This is a genomic window from Pseudomonas benzenivorans, from assembly GCF_033547155.1.
Lineage (GTDB): Bacteria > Pseudomonadota > Gammaproteobacteria > Pseudomonadales > Pseudomonadaceae > Aquipseudomonas > Aquipseudomonas benzenivorans_B.
In genome coordinates this window covers 1,075,813-1,094,705 of record NZ_CP137892.1, presented here as the reverse complement: position 1 = coordinate 1,094,705, position 18,893 = coordinate 1,075,813, and the positions used below count along the sequence as shown (strand labels likewise).

The window sequence follows — 18,893 nt, the reverse complement described above, 5'->3', positions numbered from 1 at the left end:
CCCCACCTCGCAAGGGAGCCTGAACATGCACAGTTTCGCGAATATCGCCAACTTCAACGGCCAGAAGCCGACCATCGACCCCAGCGACACGGCGATGTTGCTGATCGACCACCAGAGCGGGCTGTTCCAGACGGTCAAGGACATGCCCATGCCCGAGCTGCGCGCCAACGCCATCACCCTGGCGAAGGTCGCCAGCCTGGCGAACATCCCGCTGATCACTACCGCCTCGGTGCCCCAGGGCCCCAACGGCCCGCTGATTCCGGAGATCCACGAGGCCGCCCCGCACGCCCGGTACGTGGCGCGCAAAGGCGAGATCAACGCCTGGGACAACCCGGATTTCGTGGCGGCAGTGGAAGCCACCGGCAAGCAGACCCTGATCATCGCCGGCACCATCACCAGCGTGTGCATGGCCTTCCCCAGCATCAGCGCGGTGGCCGCCGGCTACAGGGTGTTCGCGGTGATCGACGCCTCCGGCACCTACTCGAAGATGGCCCAGGAAATCACCCTGGCCCGGGTGGTCCAGGCCGGCGTGGTGCCGATGGACACCGCGGCGGTCTGCTCGGAAATCCAGCAAACCTGGAACCGCCCGGACGCGGCGCAGTGGGCCGAGGCCTACAGCCGGGTTTTCCCCAACTACCAACTGCTGATCGAGAGCCACCTCAAGGCGCAGGCCGTGGTGAGCAACCAGGAAGTCCTGGACTCGCAGCGCTGAGCGCTTTCGCCCCGCGATCCCCCGCCGCGCGCCGCCGTGCGCCCGGCTTTCACCCACGCACGAGGACATCACCATGAGCACCCCCTACACACGTCTCGACAAGAACCAGGCCGCCGTCCTGCTGGTCGACCACCAGACCGGCCTGCTCTCGCTGGTACGGGATATCGAGCCGGATCGGTTCAAGAACAACGTGCTGGCCCTGGCCGACCTGGCCAAGTACTTCGAGCTGCCGACCATCCTCACCACCAGCTTCGAGAGCGGCCCCAACGGCCCACTGGTGCCCGAGCTCAAGGAGCTGTTCCCGGACGCGCCCTATATCGCCCGCCCCGGGCAGATCAACGCCTGGGACAACGAGGACTTCCTCGCGGCGGTCAAGGCCACCGGGCGCAAGCAACTGATCATCGCCGGGGTGGTCACCGAGGTCTGCGTGGCCTTCCCGGCCCTCTCGGCCATCGAGGCCGGCTTCGAGGTGTTCGTGGTCACCGACGCCTCCGGCACCTTCAACGAAGTCACCCGCCATTCGGCCTGGGACCGCATGTCCTCCGCCGGCGCACAGCTGATGACCTGGTTCGGCGTGGCCTGCGAGCTGCACCGCGACTGGCGCAACGACATCGAGGGGCTGGGCGCGCTGTTCGCCAACCATATCCCCGACTACCGCAACCTGATCAACAGCTACACCACCCTCACCGCCGGCAAATAGGCCAGGCGACCGGGACTGCGTGCCGGCGCAGTCCCCTCTCAGGCAACGCACTGCCCGCAGGTGGGGTTCACAAGCGCCATCTGCGGCCCCTCTCCCCCCGTCCCAGCCGCATGGCCACCGGGCAGCCCCGCGCAGTGCCGAGGCCTGGCGCTGAAATGACAAAGGCTCTAGGCTGCCCGGCGCCATCCCATTGCCCATCCGCCAAGGAGTGATCCATGCCCCACGAAGCCAGCCTGCTGCAGACCGCCGTGGTGTTCCTGCTGGCGGCGGTGCTGGTGGTGCCCCTGGCCAAACGCCTGCAACTGGGGGCGGTGCTGGGTTACTTGCTGGCAGGCGTGCTGATCGGCCCGGCGGTGCTGCGCCTGGTGGACGACCCCGCGGGGGTCAGCCATATCTCCGAACTGGGCGTGGTGCTGCTGCTGTTCATCATCGGCCTGGAGCTGTCGCCCCGGCGTCTGTGGGTGATGCGCCAGGCGGTATTCGGCGTGGGCCTGGCCCAGGTCCTGCTGACCGCCCTGGTGATCGGCACGGTGGCCATGCTCGGCTTCGCCCAGCCACTGAACAGCGCCCTGGTGCTGGGCCTGGGCCTGGCGCTGTCGTCCACCGCCTTCGGCCTGCAGAGCCTGGCCGAGCGCAAGGAACTGGCCAGCCCCCACGGCCGCCTGGCCTTCGCCATCCTGCTGTTCCAGGACATCGCCGCCATCCCGCTGATCGCCCTGGTGCCGCTGCTCGGCGTCGCCGAGACGACGAGCGACGGCGACGGGCTGGCCCAGTTGCTCAAGGTGCTGGGCAGCATCGGCCTGGTGGTCATAGGCGGGCGCTACCTGCTGCGCCCGGTGTTTCGCATTGTCGCCAAGACCGGCCTGCAGGAGGTGTCCACCGCCACCGCGCTGCTGGTGGTGATCGGCACCGCCTGGCTGATGGAACTGGCGGGCATCTCCATGGCTCTGGGCGCCTTCCTCGCCGGGCTGCTGCTGGCCGACTCGGAATACCGCCACGAACTCGAATCGCAGATCGAGCCGTTCAAGGGGCTGCTGCTCGGGCTGTTCTTCATCAGCGTCGGCATGACCGCGGACCTCGGCCTGCTGCTGGCCGAGCCGATGCGGGTGCTGGCCCTCGCCGCCCTGCTGATCCTGATCAAACTGCCGCTGCTGTTCGCCATCGGCCGCCTGGCCGGCGGGCTCGGCGCCCGCAGTGCGCTGCAGCTGGGCATCGTCCTGGCCGCCGGGGGCGAGTTCGCCTTCGTGGTGTTCCAGATAGCCCGCGACCATGGCCTGTTCGAGCCGCGCCTGCACAGCGAGCTGGTGCTGGCCATCACCCTGTCGATGGCCGTCACGCCCCTGTTGATGCTGCTGGTGGCGCGGCTGCTCAAGGCCAAGCCGGAGACCCGCGAGGTGCCGCCGCACTACAAGCAGATCGACAGCGACGCGCCGCGGGTGGTGATCGCCGGCATGGGCCGCATGGGCCAGGTCGTCGCGCGCTTTCTGCGCGCCCAGCGGCTGCCCTTCGTGGCCCTGGATATCGAGGTCGACACCATCGAACTGTCGCGCAGCCTGGACAACATGCCGATCTTCTACGGCGACCCGCTGCGCCCGGAGATCCTGCGGGCGGCCAAGGCCGACCAGGCCGAGTTCTTCATCGTCGCCACCGACGACCCGGACATCAGTCTGAGGCTCACCGAACTGGTGCGTCGCCTCTATCCGCAGATGAAGATCGTCGCCCGCGCGCGCAACCGCCAGCATGTCCATCGCCTGCTGGATGCCGGCGCGCTGCCGGTGCGCGAGACCTTCCACTCGAGCCTGGAGATGAGCCGCCAGATCCTGATCGGCCTGGGCCTCGACGACGAGCAGGCGACGCGCAGAATCAAGCGTTTCCAGCACCACGACGAGCAGGTGCTGGAGGCCCAGCACCGCGTCTACAACGACAAGGCCGCGGTGCTGCAGACGGCCCGAGAGGCACGCGCGGAACTGGAGACGCTGTTCGACGCCGACGCCAACGAACAGCAGCGCCCCCTATAGCTCGCAGGATGGGTTAGCCGCACGACGGCGCCATTTAGCGCTGGGTATCGCCGTGCTCCCCCCCCATCCTGCCCGGCTGTCCGGCGCCCGGCCGTTGAGCCGGCCTGGCGGCGCGAGCATTATGGAGGTCATGAGCCAGCTCCCCCGATCAGCGCAACCCGACGCCGTGCTGGCGGCCTTCCATCCGGCCGTCGCCGCCTGGTTCCGCAGCCAGTTCGCCGCGCCTACCGCGGCCCAGGCCGGCGCCTGGCCGGCGCTCGGCGCCGGGCGTTCGACCCTGGTGGCCGCCCCCACCGGCTCGGGCAAGACCCTCACCGCCTTCCTCGCCGCCATCGACGCCCTGGTGCGCCAGGGCCTGGCCGCCGGCGGCAGCCTGGAAGACCGCTGCGCCGTGGTCTACGTGTCGCCGCTCAAGGCGCTGTCCAACGACATCCGCCTGAACCTGGAGCAGCCGCTGGCCGGCATCCGCGCCGAACTCAAGCGCCAGCACCTGGCCGATGTCGAGATCCGCACCGCGGTGCGCACCGGCGATACCAGCCCCGGCGAGCGCGAGGCCATGCGCAAACGCCCGCCGCATATCCTGGTGACCACCCCGGAGTCGCTCTACGTGCTGCTCGGCTCCGAGTCCGGGCGGGCCATGCTGGCCGGCTGCCGCAGCCTGATCATCGACGAGATCCACGCCATCGCCGGCAGCAAGCGCGGCAGCCACCTGATGCTCAGCGTCGAGCGCCTGGAGGTCCTGTGCCGCCGCCCCCTGCAGCGCATCGGCCTGTCCGCCACGCAGAAGCCGCTGGACGCGGTGGCGCACCTGCTGCTGGGCAGCCAGGCGCCGCTGCCCCCTCTCGACCCTGAGGTCGATCGAACGGAACTGGCGCCATGGCCCGAAGCCGAAGGCGCGAGGCCGTCACCGGGCGACTGCGCCATAGTCGATATCGGCTACCAGCGCGAGCGCGACCTGGCCCTGGAGCTGCCGCCGGTGCCGCTGCAGGCGGTGATGAGCAACGAGGTGTGGGACAGGGTCTATGACCGCCTGGCCGAACTGGCCCGGCAGCACCGCACCACCCTGGTGTTCGTCAACACCCGGCGCCTGGCCGAGCGCGCCTGCCGGCACCTGGGCGAACGCCTGGGCGAGGCGGCAGTCGCCGCCCACCACGGCAGCCTGGCCAAGGCGCTGCGCCTGGACGCCGAGCAGCGCCTCAAGCGCGGCGAGCTCAGGGTGCTGGTGGCCACCGCCTCGCTGGAGTTGGGCATCGACATCGGCGAGGTGGAGCTGGTCTGCCAGCTCGGCTCGCCGCGCAGCATCGCCGCCCTGCTGCAGCGGGTCGGCCGCTCCGGCCACAGCGTCGGCGGCACGCCCAAGGGCCGGCTGTTCCCGCAGTCGCGGGACGAGCTGATCGAATGCGCCGCCCTGCTCGACTGCGTGCGCCGTGGCGAGCTGGACGCCCTGGCCATCCCCAAGGCGCCGCTGGACGTGCTGGCCCAGCAGATCGTCGCCGAGGTGGCCTGCCGCGAGTGGGGCGAAGACGCACTGTTCCAGCTGCTGACCCGCGCCGCGCCCTATGCCGAGCTGCCCCGCGAAACCTTCGACGCCCTGCTGAAGATGCTCGCCGAGGGCTACAGCGGGCGGCGCGGGGTGCGCGCCGCCTATATCCACCGCGACGCGGTCAACCGTCGCCTGCGCGGCCGCCGTGCCGCGCGCCTGACCGCGATCACCAGCGGCGGCACCATCCCCGACACCGGCGACTACGCCGTGCTGCTGGAGCCCCAGGGCCTGACGGTCGGCAGCCTCAACGAGGACTTCGCCATCGAGAGCATGGCCGGCGACATCTTCCAGCTGGGCAACCAGTCCTACCGCATCCTGCGCATCGAGCCGGGCACGGTGCGGGTCGAGGATGCCCAGGGCCTGCCGCCGAGCATCCCCTTCTGGCTGGGCGAGGCGCCGGGGCGCACGGACGAGCTGTCGGCCTCGGTGGCGCGCCTGCGCGAGGAGGTGGAGCGGCGACTGCAATCCTGTAGGGTGGAAAACCGCGCAGCGTGCTCCACCAGGGCCCCTTCAAACCACGCGGAGGACAAGCCGAGCCGTGTCCAGCCCGGAGATACCCCGGCGGGGCTGGCTGGCGCCATCACCTGGCTCACCGACGAACTCGGCCTGAACGAGTCGGCCGCCGCGCAGATCGTCGAGTACCTGGCCCAGGCCCGCCAGGCCCTCGGCGCCCTGCCGACCCAGAAGCGCCTGGTGATGGAGCGCTTCTTCGACGAGTCCGGCGGCATGCAGCTGATCATCCACTCGCCGTTCGGCAGCCGCCTCAACCGCGCCTGGGGCCTGGCGTTGCGCAAGCGCTTCTGCCGCAGCTTCAACTTCGAGCTGCAGGCCGCCGCCACCGAGGACGCGCTGATCCTCTCGCTGGCCACCAGCCACAGCTTCCCGCTGGAGGAGGTGTGGCGCTACCTGCACAGCCACAGCGCCGAACAGCTGCTGATCCAGGCGCTGCTGGATGCCCCGCTGTTCGCCGTGCGCTGGCGCTGGAACGCCGCCGTGGCCCTGGCCCTGCCGCGTTTCTCCGGCGGGCGCAAGGTAGCCCCGCAACTGCAGCGCATGCGCAGCGAGGACCTGCTGGCCACGGTGTTTCCCGACCAGCTGGCCTGCCTGGAGAACATAGTCGGCGAACGCGAGATTCCCGACCACCCGCTGGTGGCCCAGACGCTCGACGACTGCCTGCACCAGGCCATGGACTGCGAGGCCTGGCTGGCCCTGCTGCGGCGCATGGAAAGCGGCGAGGTCGAACTGCTGGCCCGCGACCTGCCGGCGCCCTCGGCCCTGGCCGCGGAGATCCTGGGCGCCCGGCCCTACGCCTTCCTCGACGACGCGCCGCTGGAGGAGCGCCGCACCCAGGCGGTGCACAGCCGGCGTTGGTCCGCCCCCGAATCGACCGACGATCTCGGCGCCCTGGACCCCGAGGCCATCGCCGCGGTGCGCCAGGAGGCCTGGCCCGTGGTCCGCGACGCCGACGAGATGCACGAGGCGTTGCTGAGCCTGGGGGCCGTCACTCCGGCCGAGGCCCAAGCCAACGCCAGCTGGCCGGCCTGGCTGTCGCAGTTGGCCAAGGGCAAACGGGCCAGCTGCCTGCACCTGGACGGCCAACCGGCGCTGTGGCTGGCGGCCGAACGCCTGAGCCAATGGCAGGCGCTGCATCCCGGCAGCACATTCAAACCGGCGATCCAGGCGCCCCAGGGGTTCGACGAGGCCTGGTCCGCCGAGGCGGCCCTGGTCGAACTGCTGCGCGCCCGCCTGGGTGGCTTCGGCCCCCTGCCGCTGCCGCGCCTGGCCGCCGACCTGCACCAGGCGGAGCCGGCGGTCCGCCAGGCGCTGCTGGCCCTGGAGCGCGAGGGCCATGTGCTGCGCGGCCGCTTCACCCCAGGCGCCGCCGAAGAAGAGTGGTGCGAGCGCCACCTGCTGGCACGCATCCACCGCTACACGGTCGGGCGCCTGCGCCGGGAGATCGAGCCGGTGGCGCGCGCCGACTTCATGCGCTTCTTGTTCGACTGGCAGCGCGTGGCGCCGGACGGCCGGGTACGCGGTGCCGAGGCCCTGGCTGGGGTGCTCGGCCAACTGGAAGGCTTTCAGGCGGCGGCCGGGGCCTGGGAGAGCGAAATCCTGCCGAGCCGGGTGGCCGACTACGGCATCAACTGGCTGGACGACCTGTGCCGCTCCGGCCGCTGGCTCTGGTGCCGCCTGGCCGGCCGCAGCCGCGCCGCAGGCGGCCCGCTGCGCAGCACGCCCATCGTCCTGCTGCCGCGCAAGAGCCTGGGCCTGTGGCGCGCCTGTCAGGGGGACACGCCGGCCGCCGAGCCCTCGCCGCGGGCCGAGCGCGTGCGCCAGGTGCTGGCCAGCCAGGGCGCGCTGTTCTTCGACGAACTGCAGGACGAGGCGCACCTGCTGCGCAGCGAACTGGAGGATGCCCTGGGCGAGCTGGTCAGCCTCGGCCTGGCCCATGCCGACAGCTTCGCCGGCCTGCGCTCGCTGCTGCTGCCGGCGGCCAAGCGCAGCCAGCAGCAGCGTCGTGCCCGTCGGGCCCTGGCCAATATGCAGGACGCCGGCCGCTGGGCGCTGCTCAGGCCCCGCAGCGCAGAGGCCGCCGACAATGCGCGCCACGGCGAGGCCGTGGAGCAGGTGGCACGGACCCTGCTGCGCCGCTACGGCGTGGTCTGCTGGCGCCTGCTGGCGCGCGAGGCCGATTGGCTGCCGGCCTGGCGCGAGCTGCTGCGGGTCTACCAGCGCCTCGAGGCGCGCGGCGAGATCCGCGGCGGACGCTTCATCGCCGGGGTGGTCGGCGAGCAGTTCGCCCTGCCCGAGGCGGTTGCCCTGCTGCGCGAGGTGCGCAGGCGCCCGCTCGACGGCAGCCTGGTCAGCCTGTCGGCCTGCGACCCACTCAACCTGCTCGGCACCCTGCTGCCGGGGAGCAAGGTGCCGGCCCTGGCCGGCAACCGCCTGCTGTACCGCGACGGCGTGCCGGTGGCCAGCCTGGTCGCCAGCCGCTGCCGACTGCTGGCGGACGCCGACACCTTCACCAGCGGCCAGTGGCAGGCGGCCCTGGTTCGCCAGACCAGCGCGGCGTCGCCTGCCGGGCGGCGGCCACGACGCGCCGGGTCGACGCCCCAGGGCGGGCTCCCGCCGGCTTGAACCTGGCGTCGCCCGACCACAGTTCTGCCCATTCAAACGGATTCGGATCGGAGCCCATGTACCACGGAGAACGCCTCAACGCCTGGACCCATCTGGTCGGTGCCCTACTCGCCGCGCTCGGCGCCATCTGGCTGCTGGTGCTGGCCAGCCTGCAAGGCGACCCCTGGAAGATCGTCAGCATCGCCATCTACGGCCTCACCCTGCTGCTGCTCTACAGCATCTCCACCCTTTACCACAGCCTGCGCGGCCGGGCGAAAACCATCATGCGCAAGCTCGACCACCTGTCGATCTACCTGCTGATCGCCGGCAGCTACACGCCCTTCTGCCTGGTGACCCTGCGCGGTCCCTGGGGCTGGTCGCTGTTTGGCGTGGTCTGGGGGCTGGCGCTGGTCGGCATGCTGCAGGAGCTCAAACCGCGCTCCGAGGCGCGGGTGCTGTCCATCGTCATCTATGCGCTGATGGGCTGGTTCGTCCTGGTGGCAATCGAGCCGCTGCTCGCCGCCCTCGGCGGCGTCGGCTTCGCCTGGCTGGCCGCCGGCGGCCTGTGCTACACCCTGGGCATCGTCTTCTTCGCCTTCGATGAGCGCTTCCGCCACTGGCACGGCATCTGGCACCTGTGGGTGATGGCCGGCAGTGTCCTGCACTTCGTGGCGATCTGGCGGCATGTGCTGTGAGCAAAGGCGCTAGGCGACGCACCGGGTTTTGCGCGCGACGCCGGCTATGGGCAAGGGCGCCCGAGGCTGGCTATGATCGGAGCCCATGACCTCCTCTGTCCCGATCCGCCAACCCTGCCCCCCCGGCGTCTGCGACTGCGGCCGCGAACGGCTGCTGGCCAACCCCGGCGGCGACGCGCGCATCCTGCTGCTGACCCGCAGCGAGGAGAAGCGCCTGCTCGAACGCCTGGAAAGCATCCAGAGCCTGGCCGACCTCGAACGCCTGCAGCAGCGGATGCACGAGCAACTGGGTATTCGCCTGGAAATCGCCCCGGGGCATAACGAAGTGCGCAGCATGCGCGGCATCGCCATCCACATCGACGAACTGCCCGGCCTGTGCCGTAAGACCCGCCAGTCGATCCCGGCGGCGATCCGCCGCGGCCTGGAGAAGCACCCGGAGATCGCCTACCGGCTGCTGGACGCCCACGACCTGTTTCGCGATCTCTGAACAGTGGGTTGGAAGGTAGAGGAAGTTATGGCTGGGGTCGGCCAGAGGCGGCCAAATTCAGCCGTTCACTCGGTGATAAGTCTCCCCATTGGAAGATTTCGCTAGTCACGTGAAGCCTTGTGAGAAGCGACCTTTTGATGAGAATGCCGCGACTTTTACCGAGACATTCGCCGAACGGCTGATAGCACAATATTAAATTTTTTACCTCCATTTTCATTTGAGCTACAAAGAGCCAAATCTGTGTGTGTGTGTGTGTGTGTGGGGGGGGGGGGAGGGTTGTTAAGCTCTTAAACTGGCTCATAAACCGAATTTGTAGCTTGGTAAAGGGTTGCACCTTTTGTACGGTTGCAGCGCCAGCATAGAGCTTGCAAGTTATCCTCTGTTGTAGTCCCTCCCTTGGAGATTGGAATGATATGATCGACTTCAATTAATAGGTTTGGCTCATCTCTAGCCGAAATTCCGCATTGCTGACAGGTGTTTCCGTCCCTGTTCTTGATCTTTTCACGAAGTTGCGGAGTCATCAATGCTCGTTGGCCTTTGGCGCTATTTTTGAAGCGCAGCATGTCACCAAGATACTTTATAAATTTCTCAAGATTTTCCATGTCAAGAACAATGGAAACCTCGTAGGAGCTATTGCCGCCAGACGAAACATACTGAAACCTGTAGGTCTGGAAATGAATATCAACTAGGCGCACAGGTTCAAATCCGAGCTCTTTTGCTAAACGACTCTTGTTCAGCTTGTAGAATAAGGAAGGCAGCGGCCCCGTGAGGGTCTGCATGAGACGGTCCCTCTCTTGTTCGAGCAGGATTTTCCCCTGGTATGCGGCAAGGTAGTTGTTCAGCGCGCTCTCAAGATGAGATAGCGTTTCTTCGTTGACATCTATATCGAAGTATTTGCAGAGATACTTGAATGGCTGGTCATTAGCAGCTTTGCACACGGAGGCCGAACAGTTGTGAACTTTTTCATCTCTCTTGGCTTTGGCCCATTTGCTCCGCTTGAACTGATATCGACTAGTATCGTAACGATCACTAAGGCCGTAGTCGTAAGAGTTAATGTCAAGCTGTGTTCTTTTTAGCTCTTCAATGTGGTGGTTTAGGTTGTTGCAATCTGTGGCGTGATCTTTGATTCCGCTCTTTAGCTTCAGGAATTGTTCGTTATGGAAATACCAGAAGGTATATATCTCCCAGGCAACTATTGAAATGGTTGCCAAGTAGAGAACCGCCCTACCCTTAATTGACAGGAATAAATCTGGATGGCCAGCATCAAGGATTATTGCAACAACTAGAAATCCGAGAGCAGTCCTTAACATTCGGCAATGTCCATTCTTAAAGGCGTTGAGAGTTATGGATGGTAGTAGTGGATTATAACTCGCGTGATAACAGGAAAAAATAGTTCGATGGCCGTTTTTCATGCTTTGCGGTGCTGCGAGCCCCTAGGCATGCCCTGACTTTGAACGTACGACTTTTGTGCCATCACATAGAGGTATGTAACTCGAAACTACGCTGCGGACACTAATCAGCTTGCCGGTGCCCAGTAGACGTTAAATGACCGTTTTTGGCCGATTCTGTTGAAAAAGTCCCGATGCGATTTCTGCTCATGGCGGAGCGTTAGCAACGTTGAAATCTGGCTCACTCAGAAGACGGAGCTGTCTTGGTTTTTACGTAGCGACGCTGAAATCGAGCGTTTTTTGAGCTGCCGAAAGCAGCTCTCTCAGAAACCGACTTTTTCAACAGAATCGGCCGGTTGTTGCCTGTCGCGACCGGCCGCTTCGGGTCGACTGCCGGCGATCACAGCCACCAGACTCGCCCCTGAGCCCCCCGTGACGCGCACCTGACGCAGTCCACGCAACGACAGTGACGTGATCTGGCCCGGCCAAAGCGCATCGGCAATACAGTTAATTCGAATTCTTATTTACAATGACCGCCTTTTGCCCGAGGCCGGCCCGCCGTGGATCTGCTTGCCCTTGCCCATGACCTGCTGAACGAGCTGGTGATCGCCCCGGTCACCGCGCAGTTTTCCGGGATTTTCGACCTGAACGGCCGCTTCGGCCTGCTGTTTCTCGGCATTTCCGCCTGCGTGGCCTACGGCCTGTTCCGTCTCAGGAAACGTCGCGGGGCGACCGAGGCGCCCTCGTTCTGGCAGTTCATCGGCGGCCGCCGGGTCCACTGCCACCCCTCGGCGCTGCTCGACTACCGCTACTACTTCGTGCGGGCCATCCTCAAGGTCGCCCTGGTCGTGCCCATAGTCGGCCTGATCGACCCCTATATCCTGCGCTCGGCCGACTACGTCGCCTTCTTCACCAAGCTGTGGGGCGCGCGCCCGCAGCTGGGCGAGAACCTCTCGCTGTCGCTGCTCTACGGGCTGGGGCTGTTCCTGGTGCTGGACTTCACCCATTACTGGGTCCACCGGGCCTTCCATTCGCGCTGGCTGTGGCCGTTCCACAAGGTCCACCACTCGGCGCCGGTGCTGGTGCCGGCCACCGCCAGCCGGGTGCATTTCGTCGAGAAGATCGTCGGCAAACTGGCCAAGGGTGTCACGGTCGGCGCCTACGCCGGCCTCTTCTGGTACGCCTGTGGCGGCAAGATCGGCAGCTACACCCTGTTCGGCGTGACCTATCTGATGTTCATCTTCAACGCCTTGGCGGCCAACCTGCGCCACAGCCACGTCTGGTTGTCGTTCGGGCCGCTGATCGAGCATGTGCTCAACAGCCCGGCCCAGCACCAGATCCACCACAGCGACGCGCCCCGGCACTTCCACAAGAACTTCGCCACCAACCTGTCGCTCTGGGACTGGATGTTCGGCACGCTCTACGTCACCCGCCCGACGCCGGAAATCCTGGAATACGGCACCGAGGACCGCGACGCCCACCGTTACCTGAGCATCTACAGCCTGATCGTCACACCCTTCGTCGATATCGCCCGCCTGCTTGGCCTGGGCAGGCGCCGGCGACCGGCGGCGCCAGGCTCGGAGCAGTCCTATTCCTAGCCGCCGCGCCGGGGCGGCTCAGGCACGCCCCGCGGGTTTGCGCTTGATGGTCTTCAGCAGGTCATCGGGGCTGATGTAGCCGACCGTGGCGGCGGCGCTGCCGGGCTGCGGCAGGTCGAGGATGTGGCCCTTCATCTTGCCGATGATGTGCATCTCGCAGGGCTTGCAGTCGAACTTCAGGGTCAAGACCTCGTCCTGGTGGATCAGCTGCATGTCGGCGACCTTGGTGCGCACGCCGGTGACGCCCTTGGCCTGCTTGGGGCAGAGGTTGAAGGAGAAGCGCAGGCAGTGCTTGGTGATCATCACCGGCACCTCGCCGGCCTCCTCGTGGGCCTCGTAGGCCGCATCGATCAGCTGCACGCCGTAGCGCTGGTAGAAGGCCCGGGCCTTGGCGTTGTAGACGTTGGCGAGGAAGGTCAGGTGCGACTCGGGGTAGACCGGCGGCGGCACGCTGACGGCCTTGCGCCCGCCGCGCGGGTGGGCGGCCAGGCGCGCGGCGCTCAACGCCTCGATGGCCTCGCGGCGCAGGGCCTTGAGTTGCGAGCCGGGGATAAAGGGCACGGCCGCGCAGTCGACCTGCGCGCCCGCGCTGTAATAGAGGGTGGTGCCCAGCTTGCTCAGGCCATCGACCAGTTGCTCGCGGGCCTGTTCGGCGTCCTTGGCGGCGGCGAATGGCCCGGGCAGCTTCGCCTCGGCCTGCACGCCCTCCTCGCTGGTGACGGTCAGGCTCAGCTGCGCCGCATCGACACGGACCTGCCAGCGCACCGCCACGCGGCGCTCGGCCGAGGTCTTGAGCAGCGCCTGCTGCCAGTTGTGGTCGAGGTTGCGGCTCAGCGGGTGCAGCGGCCGCAGGCGCGCCAGGGCCGCCGGCATCTCGTTGGGCTCGACGCGGTAACGGTAGCGCTTCTCGCCGTCCTCCTCGAACGCCTCCTTGAGCTCGGCGACGTTGGCGCGAAAACCCACCACCTCGCGCTTGACCAGCACATTGAGGCCATCGCCGTTGGACAGCGGGGTGTCGGTCACGGCGATCAGGTCGCGCTTGGCCACCTTCTCGACATGGCCGACGGCCAGGCCGGTGAAGGTCGGCGAGTCGAAGGCGCCGATGTCGATCTTGCGTTCGCTGACGAAGTAGTCGGTGCTGCCGCGGTGGAAGGTCTTGTCCGGGTCGGGGGTGAAGAAGTGCTCGGTCAGGCCGCTGGAGGCCCGCGCCAGCTGCGGGCGCTGTTCGAGTATGGCGTCGAGCTCGCGGCGGTAGTGCGCGGTGATGTTCTTCACGTAGCTCATGTCCTTGTAGCGCCCCTCGATCTTGAACGAGCGTACGCCGGCATCCACCAGGTGGATCAGGTTGGCGGTCTGGTTGTTGTCCTTCATCGACAGCAGGTGCTTGTCGTAGGCCACCACCCGGCCCTGGTCGTCCTTCAGGGTGTAGGGCAGGCGGCAGGCCTGGGAGCAGTCGCCGCGGTTGGCGCTGCGCCCGGTCTGCGCGTGGGAGATGTTGCACTGCCCGGAGAAGGCCACGCACAGGGCGCCGTGGATGAAGAATTCGATGGCCGAGTCGACGCTCTGGCTGATGGCGCGGATCTGCTCCAGGTTCAGCTCTCGGGCCAGCACCAGCTGGGAGAAGCCGGCCTGGGACAGGAACCTGGCCTTGTCCAGGGTGCGGATGTCGCACTGGGTGCTGGCATGCAGCTCGATGGGCGGGATGTCCAGTTCCAGCACGCCCATGTCCTGCACGATCAGCGCGTCGACCCCGGCGTCATGGAGCTGGTGGATCAACCGGCGAGCCGGCTCCAGCTCGTCGTCGTGCAGGATGGTGTTGATGGTGACGAACACCCGGGCATGGAACAGGTGGGCGAAGCGCACCAGCTCGGCGATGTCCGCCACCTCGTTGCTGGCGTTGTGCCGCGCACCGAAACTGGGGCCGCCGATGTACACGGCATCGGCGCCATGCAAGATGGCTTGCTTGGCGATGGCGGTATCGCGCGCCGGGCTCAGGAGTTCCAGATGGTGCTTGGGCAGGGACATGGCATCGATTCGAGGCTTGGACGGGGCGCGCATTTTAGCGTGAAAGCGCCGGGGCCCGGACACCGGATGGCGGAAAAGCCGGCGCGACCGCTCGCCCGGGCTCAGAACAGGCCGAGCTGGCGGTCGACCAGGCTGGCGAAATCGTCACCGACGAACGGCAGGATGGCGTCGGCGATCGGCTGCAGCTGGCGGCTCAGGTAGTGCTCGTAGTCGATTGCCGCGCCTTGCGTGTCCTGGACCTGGGTCTCCAGCGGTTGCGGCCCGGCGGTGGTCATCAGGTAGCTGATCCAGCCGCCGTTCTGGTACTGCCGGGGCCGCCCCTGGCGGTCGTTGTAGGCGTCGGCCAGGCGTGCGGCGCGCACATGGGGCGGCACGTTGCGCTGGTAGTCGTGCAGCGGTCGGCGCAGGCGCTTGCGGTAGACCAGCAGCTCGTCCAGCTCACCCGCCAGGGTTCGGCGCACGTAGTCGCGCACGTAGTCGCGATAGGGCTGACGGTCGAAGATCAGCCGGTAGAGTTCCTGCTGGAAGCGCTGGGCCAGCGGCGACCAGTCGCTACGCACCGTCTCCAGGCCCTTGAACACCATCTCGCTACTACCATCGGCCCGGGCCACCAGGCCGGCATAGCGCTTCTTGCTGCCTTCTTCGGTGCCGCGGATGGTCGGCATCAGGAAGCGGCAGTAGTGGGTCTCGAACTGCAGCTCCAGGGCGCTGTCCAGGCCGAACTCGGCGCGCAGGTGCTCGCGCCACCACTGGTTGACCTTGTGCACCAAGGCGCGGCCGATGCGCGCGGCGTCGGCCTCGGCGTGGGCGCCCTTGAGCCAGACGAAGGTGGAGTCGGTGTCGCCGTAGATCACCGCGTAGCCCTCGGCCTCGATCAGCTCGCGGGTCTGGCGCATGATCTGGTGCCCGCGCATCGTGATAGACGAGGCCAGGCGCGGATCGAAGAAGCGGCAGCCGCTGGAGCCGAGTACGCCGTAGAAGGCGTTCATGATGATCTTCAGTGCCTGGGACAGCGGCTGGTTGCCCTCGCGTTTGGCCGCCTCGCGGCCCTGCCAGACCCGCTCGACGATGGCCGGCAGGCAATGCGTGCGGCGCGAGAAGCGCGCGCCACGAAAACCCGCCACCGAATGGCCGTCGTCGGGTTGGCGCAGGCCCTCGACCAGGCCCACCGGGTCGATCAGGAAGCTGCGGATGATCGAGGGATACAGGCTCTTGTAGTCCAGCACCAGCACCGACTCGTACAGCCCGGGTCGCGAGTCCATGACGAAGCCGCCGGGACTGCTGTCGCCCTGCACGTCGCCCAGGTTGGGCGCGACGAAGCCCTGGCGGTGCATCGCCGGCAGGTACAGGTGGGTGAAGGCCGCCACCGAGCCGCCGCTGCGGTCGGCGGGCAGGCCGGTGACGGCGGCGCGCTCCAGGAGGAAGTCGAGCAGCTCGGTCTTGGCGAAGATCCGCGTGACCAGTTCGCAGTCCTTGAGGTTGTAGCGCGCCAGCGCCGGCTTGTCCTCGGCGAACATGCGGTTGATCTCGGCCATGCGCTGGTAGGGCGTATCGATCGCCTTGCCCTCGCCGAGCAGGGTCTGGGCGACGCTCTCCAGGCTGAACGAGGGGAAGCTCCAGGTCGCCGAGCGCAGCGCCTCGATGCCGTCGATGATCAGCCGGCCGGCGGCCGAGGCGAAGTAATGCTTGCCGCCGCCGTGCGCGCGCCAGCCCATGGCCTCGCCGCCGCGGCCGAGCAGCAGCGGCACCTGGAGTTGCTCGGCATGGGCCTGCAACACGCGCAGGTCGAACTGCACCAGATTCCAGCCGATGATGGCGTCCGGGTCGTGCTCGGCCAGCCACTGATTGAGGCGCTGCAGCAGCTCGGCGCGGCTGGCGCAATAGTCGAGGCGAAAGTCCGGCTCGGCGCCTGCATCGCTCGCCGGGCCGAGCATATACACCTGGCGCTGGCCGCAGCCTTCCAGGGCGATGGAATACAGCTCGCCATGCTCGCTGGTCTCGATGTCGAGCGAGACCAGCTTCAGGCTCGGGCGATAGTCAGGCGAAGGCTTGAGCTGGGCGTCGCAGAGCACGCCCTGGGCATCGGGCTGGCCGCCGAAGGCCACCGGGGCGGTGATGAAGCGCTCCATCAGGTAGCGCTCGGGCGGGCGGATGTCCGCCTCGTAGACGTCCACGCCGACCTGGCGCAGGCGCTTGCCGAGGTCGATCAGCTGGCGGTGCTGCTGGCAGTACAGGCCGAGCACCGGGCGCTGGTGGAAGTCGCGCAGCGCCAGCGGGCGCAGCTCGACGTCGGCCTGACCGCGCAACAGGGGCTCGGCCCAATGGCGTTGCTCGGCGGGGATGAAGGCCACCGACGGCTGCGGCGGCAGGCGCACCCGACGCGGCCCGGCCTCGGTCGCCAGCCAGAATTCGACCTGGGTGCCGGCCGGCGTGTCGCGCCAATGCCGGGTCAGGACAAAGCCCTGCTGTAGATCCACCGTCGCCACCTCAACCCTGTTTCACCCGGCGATTCTACGTGCCATCGGTCAGGATTGCGCGGCCGGCCCGGGGCCCGATAATTCGCCGGCTGCGACGCAACGAACGCCCGCCGCCGCGGTCCAACCCGCTGCTGGACAGTCGCGACCGTCCAGCCCAACCTAGCGTCCGCCCATCCCCCCTGCCTGCGGGAGCCTGCATTGCCACCTGTCATCCTCTCTGGACCGCTGCGCTGGGCGGCGCTGCTCACCGCCCTGACCGCTCCCCTGCCCGCCCTCGCCTGCCCGGCCGGGCAGCACCGGGTCTGCGTGGTCGCCTGCTTCTGCGCCCCGGGCTCCCGGGAAGAAATGGGGGGCCTGTTCGACGACCTGGGCCAGATGGCCGCCTCCGGCCTGGAGCAATGGCTGGTGCGCTCACGCAACAGCGCCGCGACCGGCGACGTCCGGCCGATCCCCCTGCATATCCGCGCGCAACTGGAGCCCTACTACGACCTGCAGGTGCTCGATTCGGTGCGCTACAAGGTCGGCGACGATGCGCAGTTCACCGCGGCGAACACCATGCTGCAGAACCCCGACGTCAGGGCCGTGACCCTCATCGACATCGTCGTCTTCCGCCGGGCCGACGACGCCCTCGACGACGTGGCGCTCTGGGCCCATGAGCTGCACCACGTGCAGCAGTACCTGCAGTGGGGCGTCGGCGAGTTCGCCCGGCGCTACACCCGCGACGCCCAGGCCGTCGAGGCGCCGGCCTACGAGATTCAGCGCCGGGTGGCCAAGGCACTGGCCCCGGAGCATGCTCAACGCCCGCCGCCTCACGGCTAGCGAAAGGCCCTCGGCGGCCTCAGTCCTGCGCGAAGCAGTAGAGCAGCCCCGCGCCACCGGTACTGGCCAGGGCCTCGTCGCTGCAACCGCGGCTGGCATGGGAGGAGTTCCACGAGCGTGACGGCGCATCGTCGCGCAGGCCCATGCGGTCGTGGTGGCCGACCTGGGCGGCGCCCTCGCCGCTGCTGGTCCAGTTGCCGCAGGTGCGGTCCTCGCCGGGGGCGAACGCGGTGCCGTCGGCCTGGGAGCCGGTGAGGATGTCGTGCTGGTTCGGCGAGTCGCCCCGCCCCTTGATCGGCATGCCCCGCTCATCCAGCGCCGTGGCCTTGGTCAGCTGGTTGTCGCCGTGCAGCTGTGCCACGTCCTGGGCGATGACCACGCCCTCGGCATTCTGCCAGGGACCGGCGCCGATACGGTCGCGGGCATCGATCGCCGGCGCACCATCGGCAGCCGTGCTGCTGAGGTAGGCTCGCCAGGTGCGCTGCCCGGCCCCGGCCGCGTCGGCCAGGCGTTGGCAATGCGCATCGGCCCCGCTCAGGCCACCGAAGTCGGCGCCCTTGCCCGCCCCCTGACTGGTGACGAAGAAGCTCATGTCGGCCGGCCCCGCCTGGCTGGCCAGGCTGCAACTGAGGGCGAGCAACGCCGCGGGCAGGCTGCGGCTCAGAGACATCTTGAACATATGCGATCCTCCTGTGGAAATGCGCCCCCCAGCGACGAGTGACAAGCCTTCAGCTTAGATGACCACAACGACCACCGCCGCCCCCCGCGTCGGCCCACGGGACGGCTGCCAGACGCCAGGAAAATTGCCACACTACGGCGAACAGGCCGACTGAGGAGAGAAGCGCGATGCAGCCATCCATCACCCCGATGACCGAAGCCGACGAGCTCCTGCCGCTGCTGCGGGCCTGCGACCTGCCGGTGGCCGATGTCGCGCCCGGCCCGCTCCAGCAGTTCTTCGGCCTGCGCGACGAGAGCGGACTGCGCGGCGTGGTCGGCCTCGAGCTCCTGGAGACGGAGGGCCTGCTGCGCTCCCTGGCCATTGCTCCCGCCCATCGCGGCAAAGGGCTTGCCGCGCACCTGGTGGCCTTCGCCGAAGCGCGCGCCTGCGCCCAGGGCATCGGGCGTCTGTTCCTGCTGACCACCACCGCCGCGGACTATTTCACCCGGCTCGGCTACCAGCCCACGGAAAAGGCCGCCGCGCCACCCGCCATCCAGGCTACAGCGCAGTTCGCCGGCCTGTGCCCGGCCGCCTCGAGCCTGCTGTGCAAATCCCTCGACGACAGGCTCCGGAGCTGACCGAACAGCCCCGGGCGC

13 protein-coding genes are annotated in these 18,893 nt (G+C 67.7%); 9 read left to right on the top strand and 4 right to left on the bottom strand.

What is annotated here, in order from left to right; all coding sequences use genetic code 11:
* The first annotated feature begins 25 nt into the window (after positions 1 to 25).
* From SBP02_RS05095 to SBP02_RS05070, 6 genes are all read left to right on the top strand, one after another.
* Positions 26 to 712: an isochorismatase family protein gene (locus tag SBP02_RS05095; RefSeq protein WP_318645313.1), complete on the top strand. Its 687-nt coding sequence runs from the start codon at positions 26 to 28 to the stop codon at positions 710 to 712.
* A 73-nt stretch (positions 713 to 785) separates the two neighbouring features.
* Positions 786 to 1,412: an isochorismate family cysteine hydrolase YcaC gene (gene ycaC / locus SBP02_RS05090; protein ID WP_318645312.1), complete on the top strand. Its 627-nt coding sequence runs from the start codon at positions 786 to 788 to the stop codon at positions 1,410 to 1,412.
* A 215-nt stretch (positions 1,413 to 1,627) separates the two neighbouring features.
* Positions 1,628 to 3,430 carry a monovalent cation:proton antiporter-2 (CPA2) family protein gene (locus SBP02_RS05085; RefSeq protein ID WP_318645311.1) on the top strand — a complete coding sequence of 601 codons (1,803 nt, stop codon included), beginning with the start codon at positions 1,628 to 1,630 and terminating at the stop codon, positions 3,428 to 3,430.
* A gap of 121 nt (positions 3,431 to 3,551) precedes the next feature.
* Positions 3,552 to 8,111, top strand: a complete 4,560-nt coding sequence (locus SBP02_RS05080; RefSeq protein WP_318645310.1) for a DEAD/DEAH box helicase — start codon at positions 3,552 to 3,554, stop codon at positions 8,109 to 8,111.
* Between the two features lie 56 nt (positions 8,112 to 8,167).
* The gene (gene trhA / locus SBP02_RS05075) at positions 8,168 to 8,785 is read left to right on the top strand and encodes a PAQR family membrane homeostasis protein TrhA (protein WP_318645309.1); all 618 of its coding nucleotides are present in this window, start codon (positions 8,168 to 8,170) and stop codon (positions 8,783 to 8,785) included.
* Between the two features lie 85 nt (positions 8,786 to 8,870).
* Positions 8,871 to 9,272, top strand: coding sequence for a hypothetical protein (locus tag SBP02_RS05070; RefSeq protein WP_318645308.1), 402 nt, complete (start codon positions 8,871 to 8,873; stop codon positions 9,270 to 9,272).
* A 287-nt stretch (positions 9,273 to 9,559) separates the two neighbouring features.
* Here the strand turns inward: SBP02_RS05070 and SBP02_RS05065 are convergent, their stop codons facing one another.
* Positions 9,560 to 10,582 (bottom strand): HNH endonuclease, encoded by a 1,023-nt coding sequence (locus tag SBP02_RS05065; RefSeq protein ID WP_318645307.1) that lies wholly within the window; start codon positions 10,580 to 10,582, stop codon positions 9,560 to 9,562.
* 638 nt (positions 10,583 to 11,220) lie between these two features.
* On the opposite strand from SBP02_RS05065, the gene SBP02_RS05060 reads away from it, so the two are divergent.
* Positions 11,221 to 12,258, top strand: coding sequence for a sterol desaturase family protein (locus SBP02_RS05060; protein WP_318645306.1), 1,038 nt, complete (start codon positions 11,221 to 11,223; stop codon positions 12,256 to 12,258).
* An 18-nt stretch (positions 12,259 to 12,276) separates the two neighbouring features.
* Here SBP02_RS05060 and SBP02_RS05055 read toward each other — a convergent pair whose 3' ends face one another.
* Together SBP02_RS05055 and SBP02_RS05050 are read right to left on the bottom strand one after the other, a co-directional pair.
* Positions 12,277 to 14,283, bottom strand: coding sequence for a peptidase U32 family protein (locus SBP02_RS05055; protein ID WP_318645305.1), 2,007 nt, complete (start codon positions 14,281 to 14,283; stop codon positions 12,277 to 12,279).
* 101 nt (positions 14,284 to 14,384) lie between these two features.
* Positions 14,385 to 16,760, bottom strand: coding sequence for a DNA polymerase II (locus tag SBP02_RS05050; protein ID WP_318645304.1), 2,376 nt, complete (start codon positions 16,758 to 16,760; stop codon positions 14,385 to 14,387).
* A 198-nt stretch (positions 16,761 to 16,958) separates the two neighbouring features.
* Between SBP02_RS05050 and SBP02_RS05045 the strand changes: the two genes are divergently transcribed.
* The gene (locus tag SBP02_RS05045) at positions 16,959 to 17,579 is read left to right on the top strand and encodes an eCIS core domain-containing protein (protein ID WP_404824355.1); all 621 of its coding nucleotides are present in this window, start codon (positions 16,959 to 16,961) and stop codon (positions 17,577 to 17,579) included.
* Positions 17,580 to 17,598: 19 nt separating this feature from the next.
* Here the strand turns inward: SBP02_RS05045 and SBP02_RS05040 are convergent, their stop codons facing one another.
* The gene (locus SBP02_RS05040; RefSeq protein WP_318645303.1) at positions 17,599 to 18,258 is read right to left on the bottom strand and encodes a hypothetical protein; all 660 of its coding nucleotides are present in this window, start codon (positions 18,256 to 18,258) and stop codon (positions 17,599 to 17,601) included.
* 167 nt (positions 18,259 to 18,425) lie between these two features.
* On the opposite strand from SBP02_RS05040, the gene arsN2 reads away from it, so the two are divergent.
* Positions 18,426 to 18,875 (top strand): arsenic resistance N-acetyltransferase ArsN2, encoded by a 450-nt coding sequence (arsN2, locus tag SBP02_RS05035; RefSeq protein WP_318645302.1) that lies wholly within the window; start codon positions 18,426 to 18,428, stop codon positions 18,873 to 18,875.
* Positions 18,876 to 18,893: the final 18 nt, after the last annotated feature.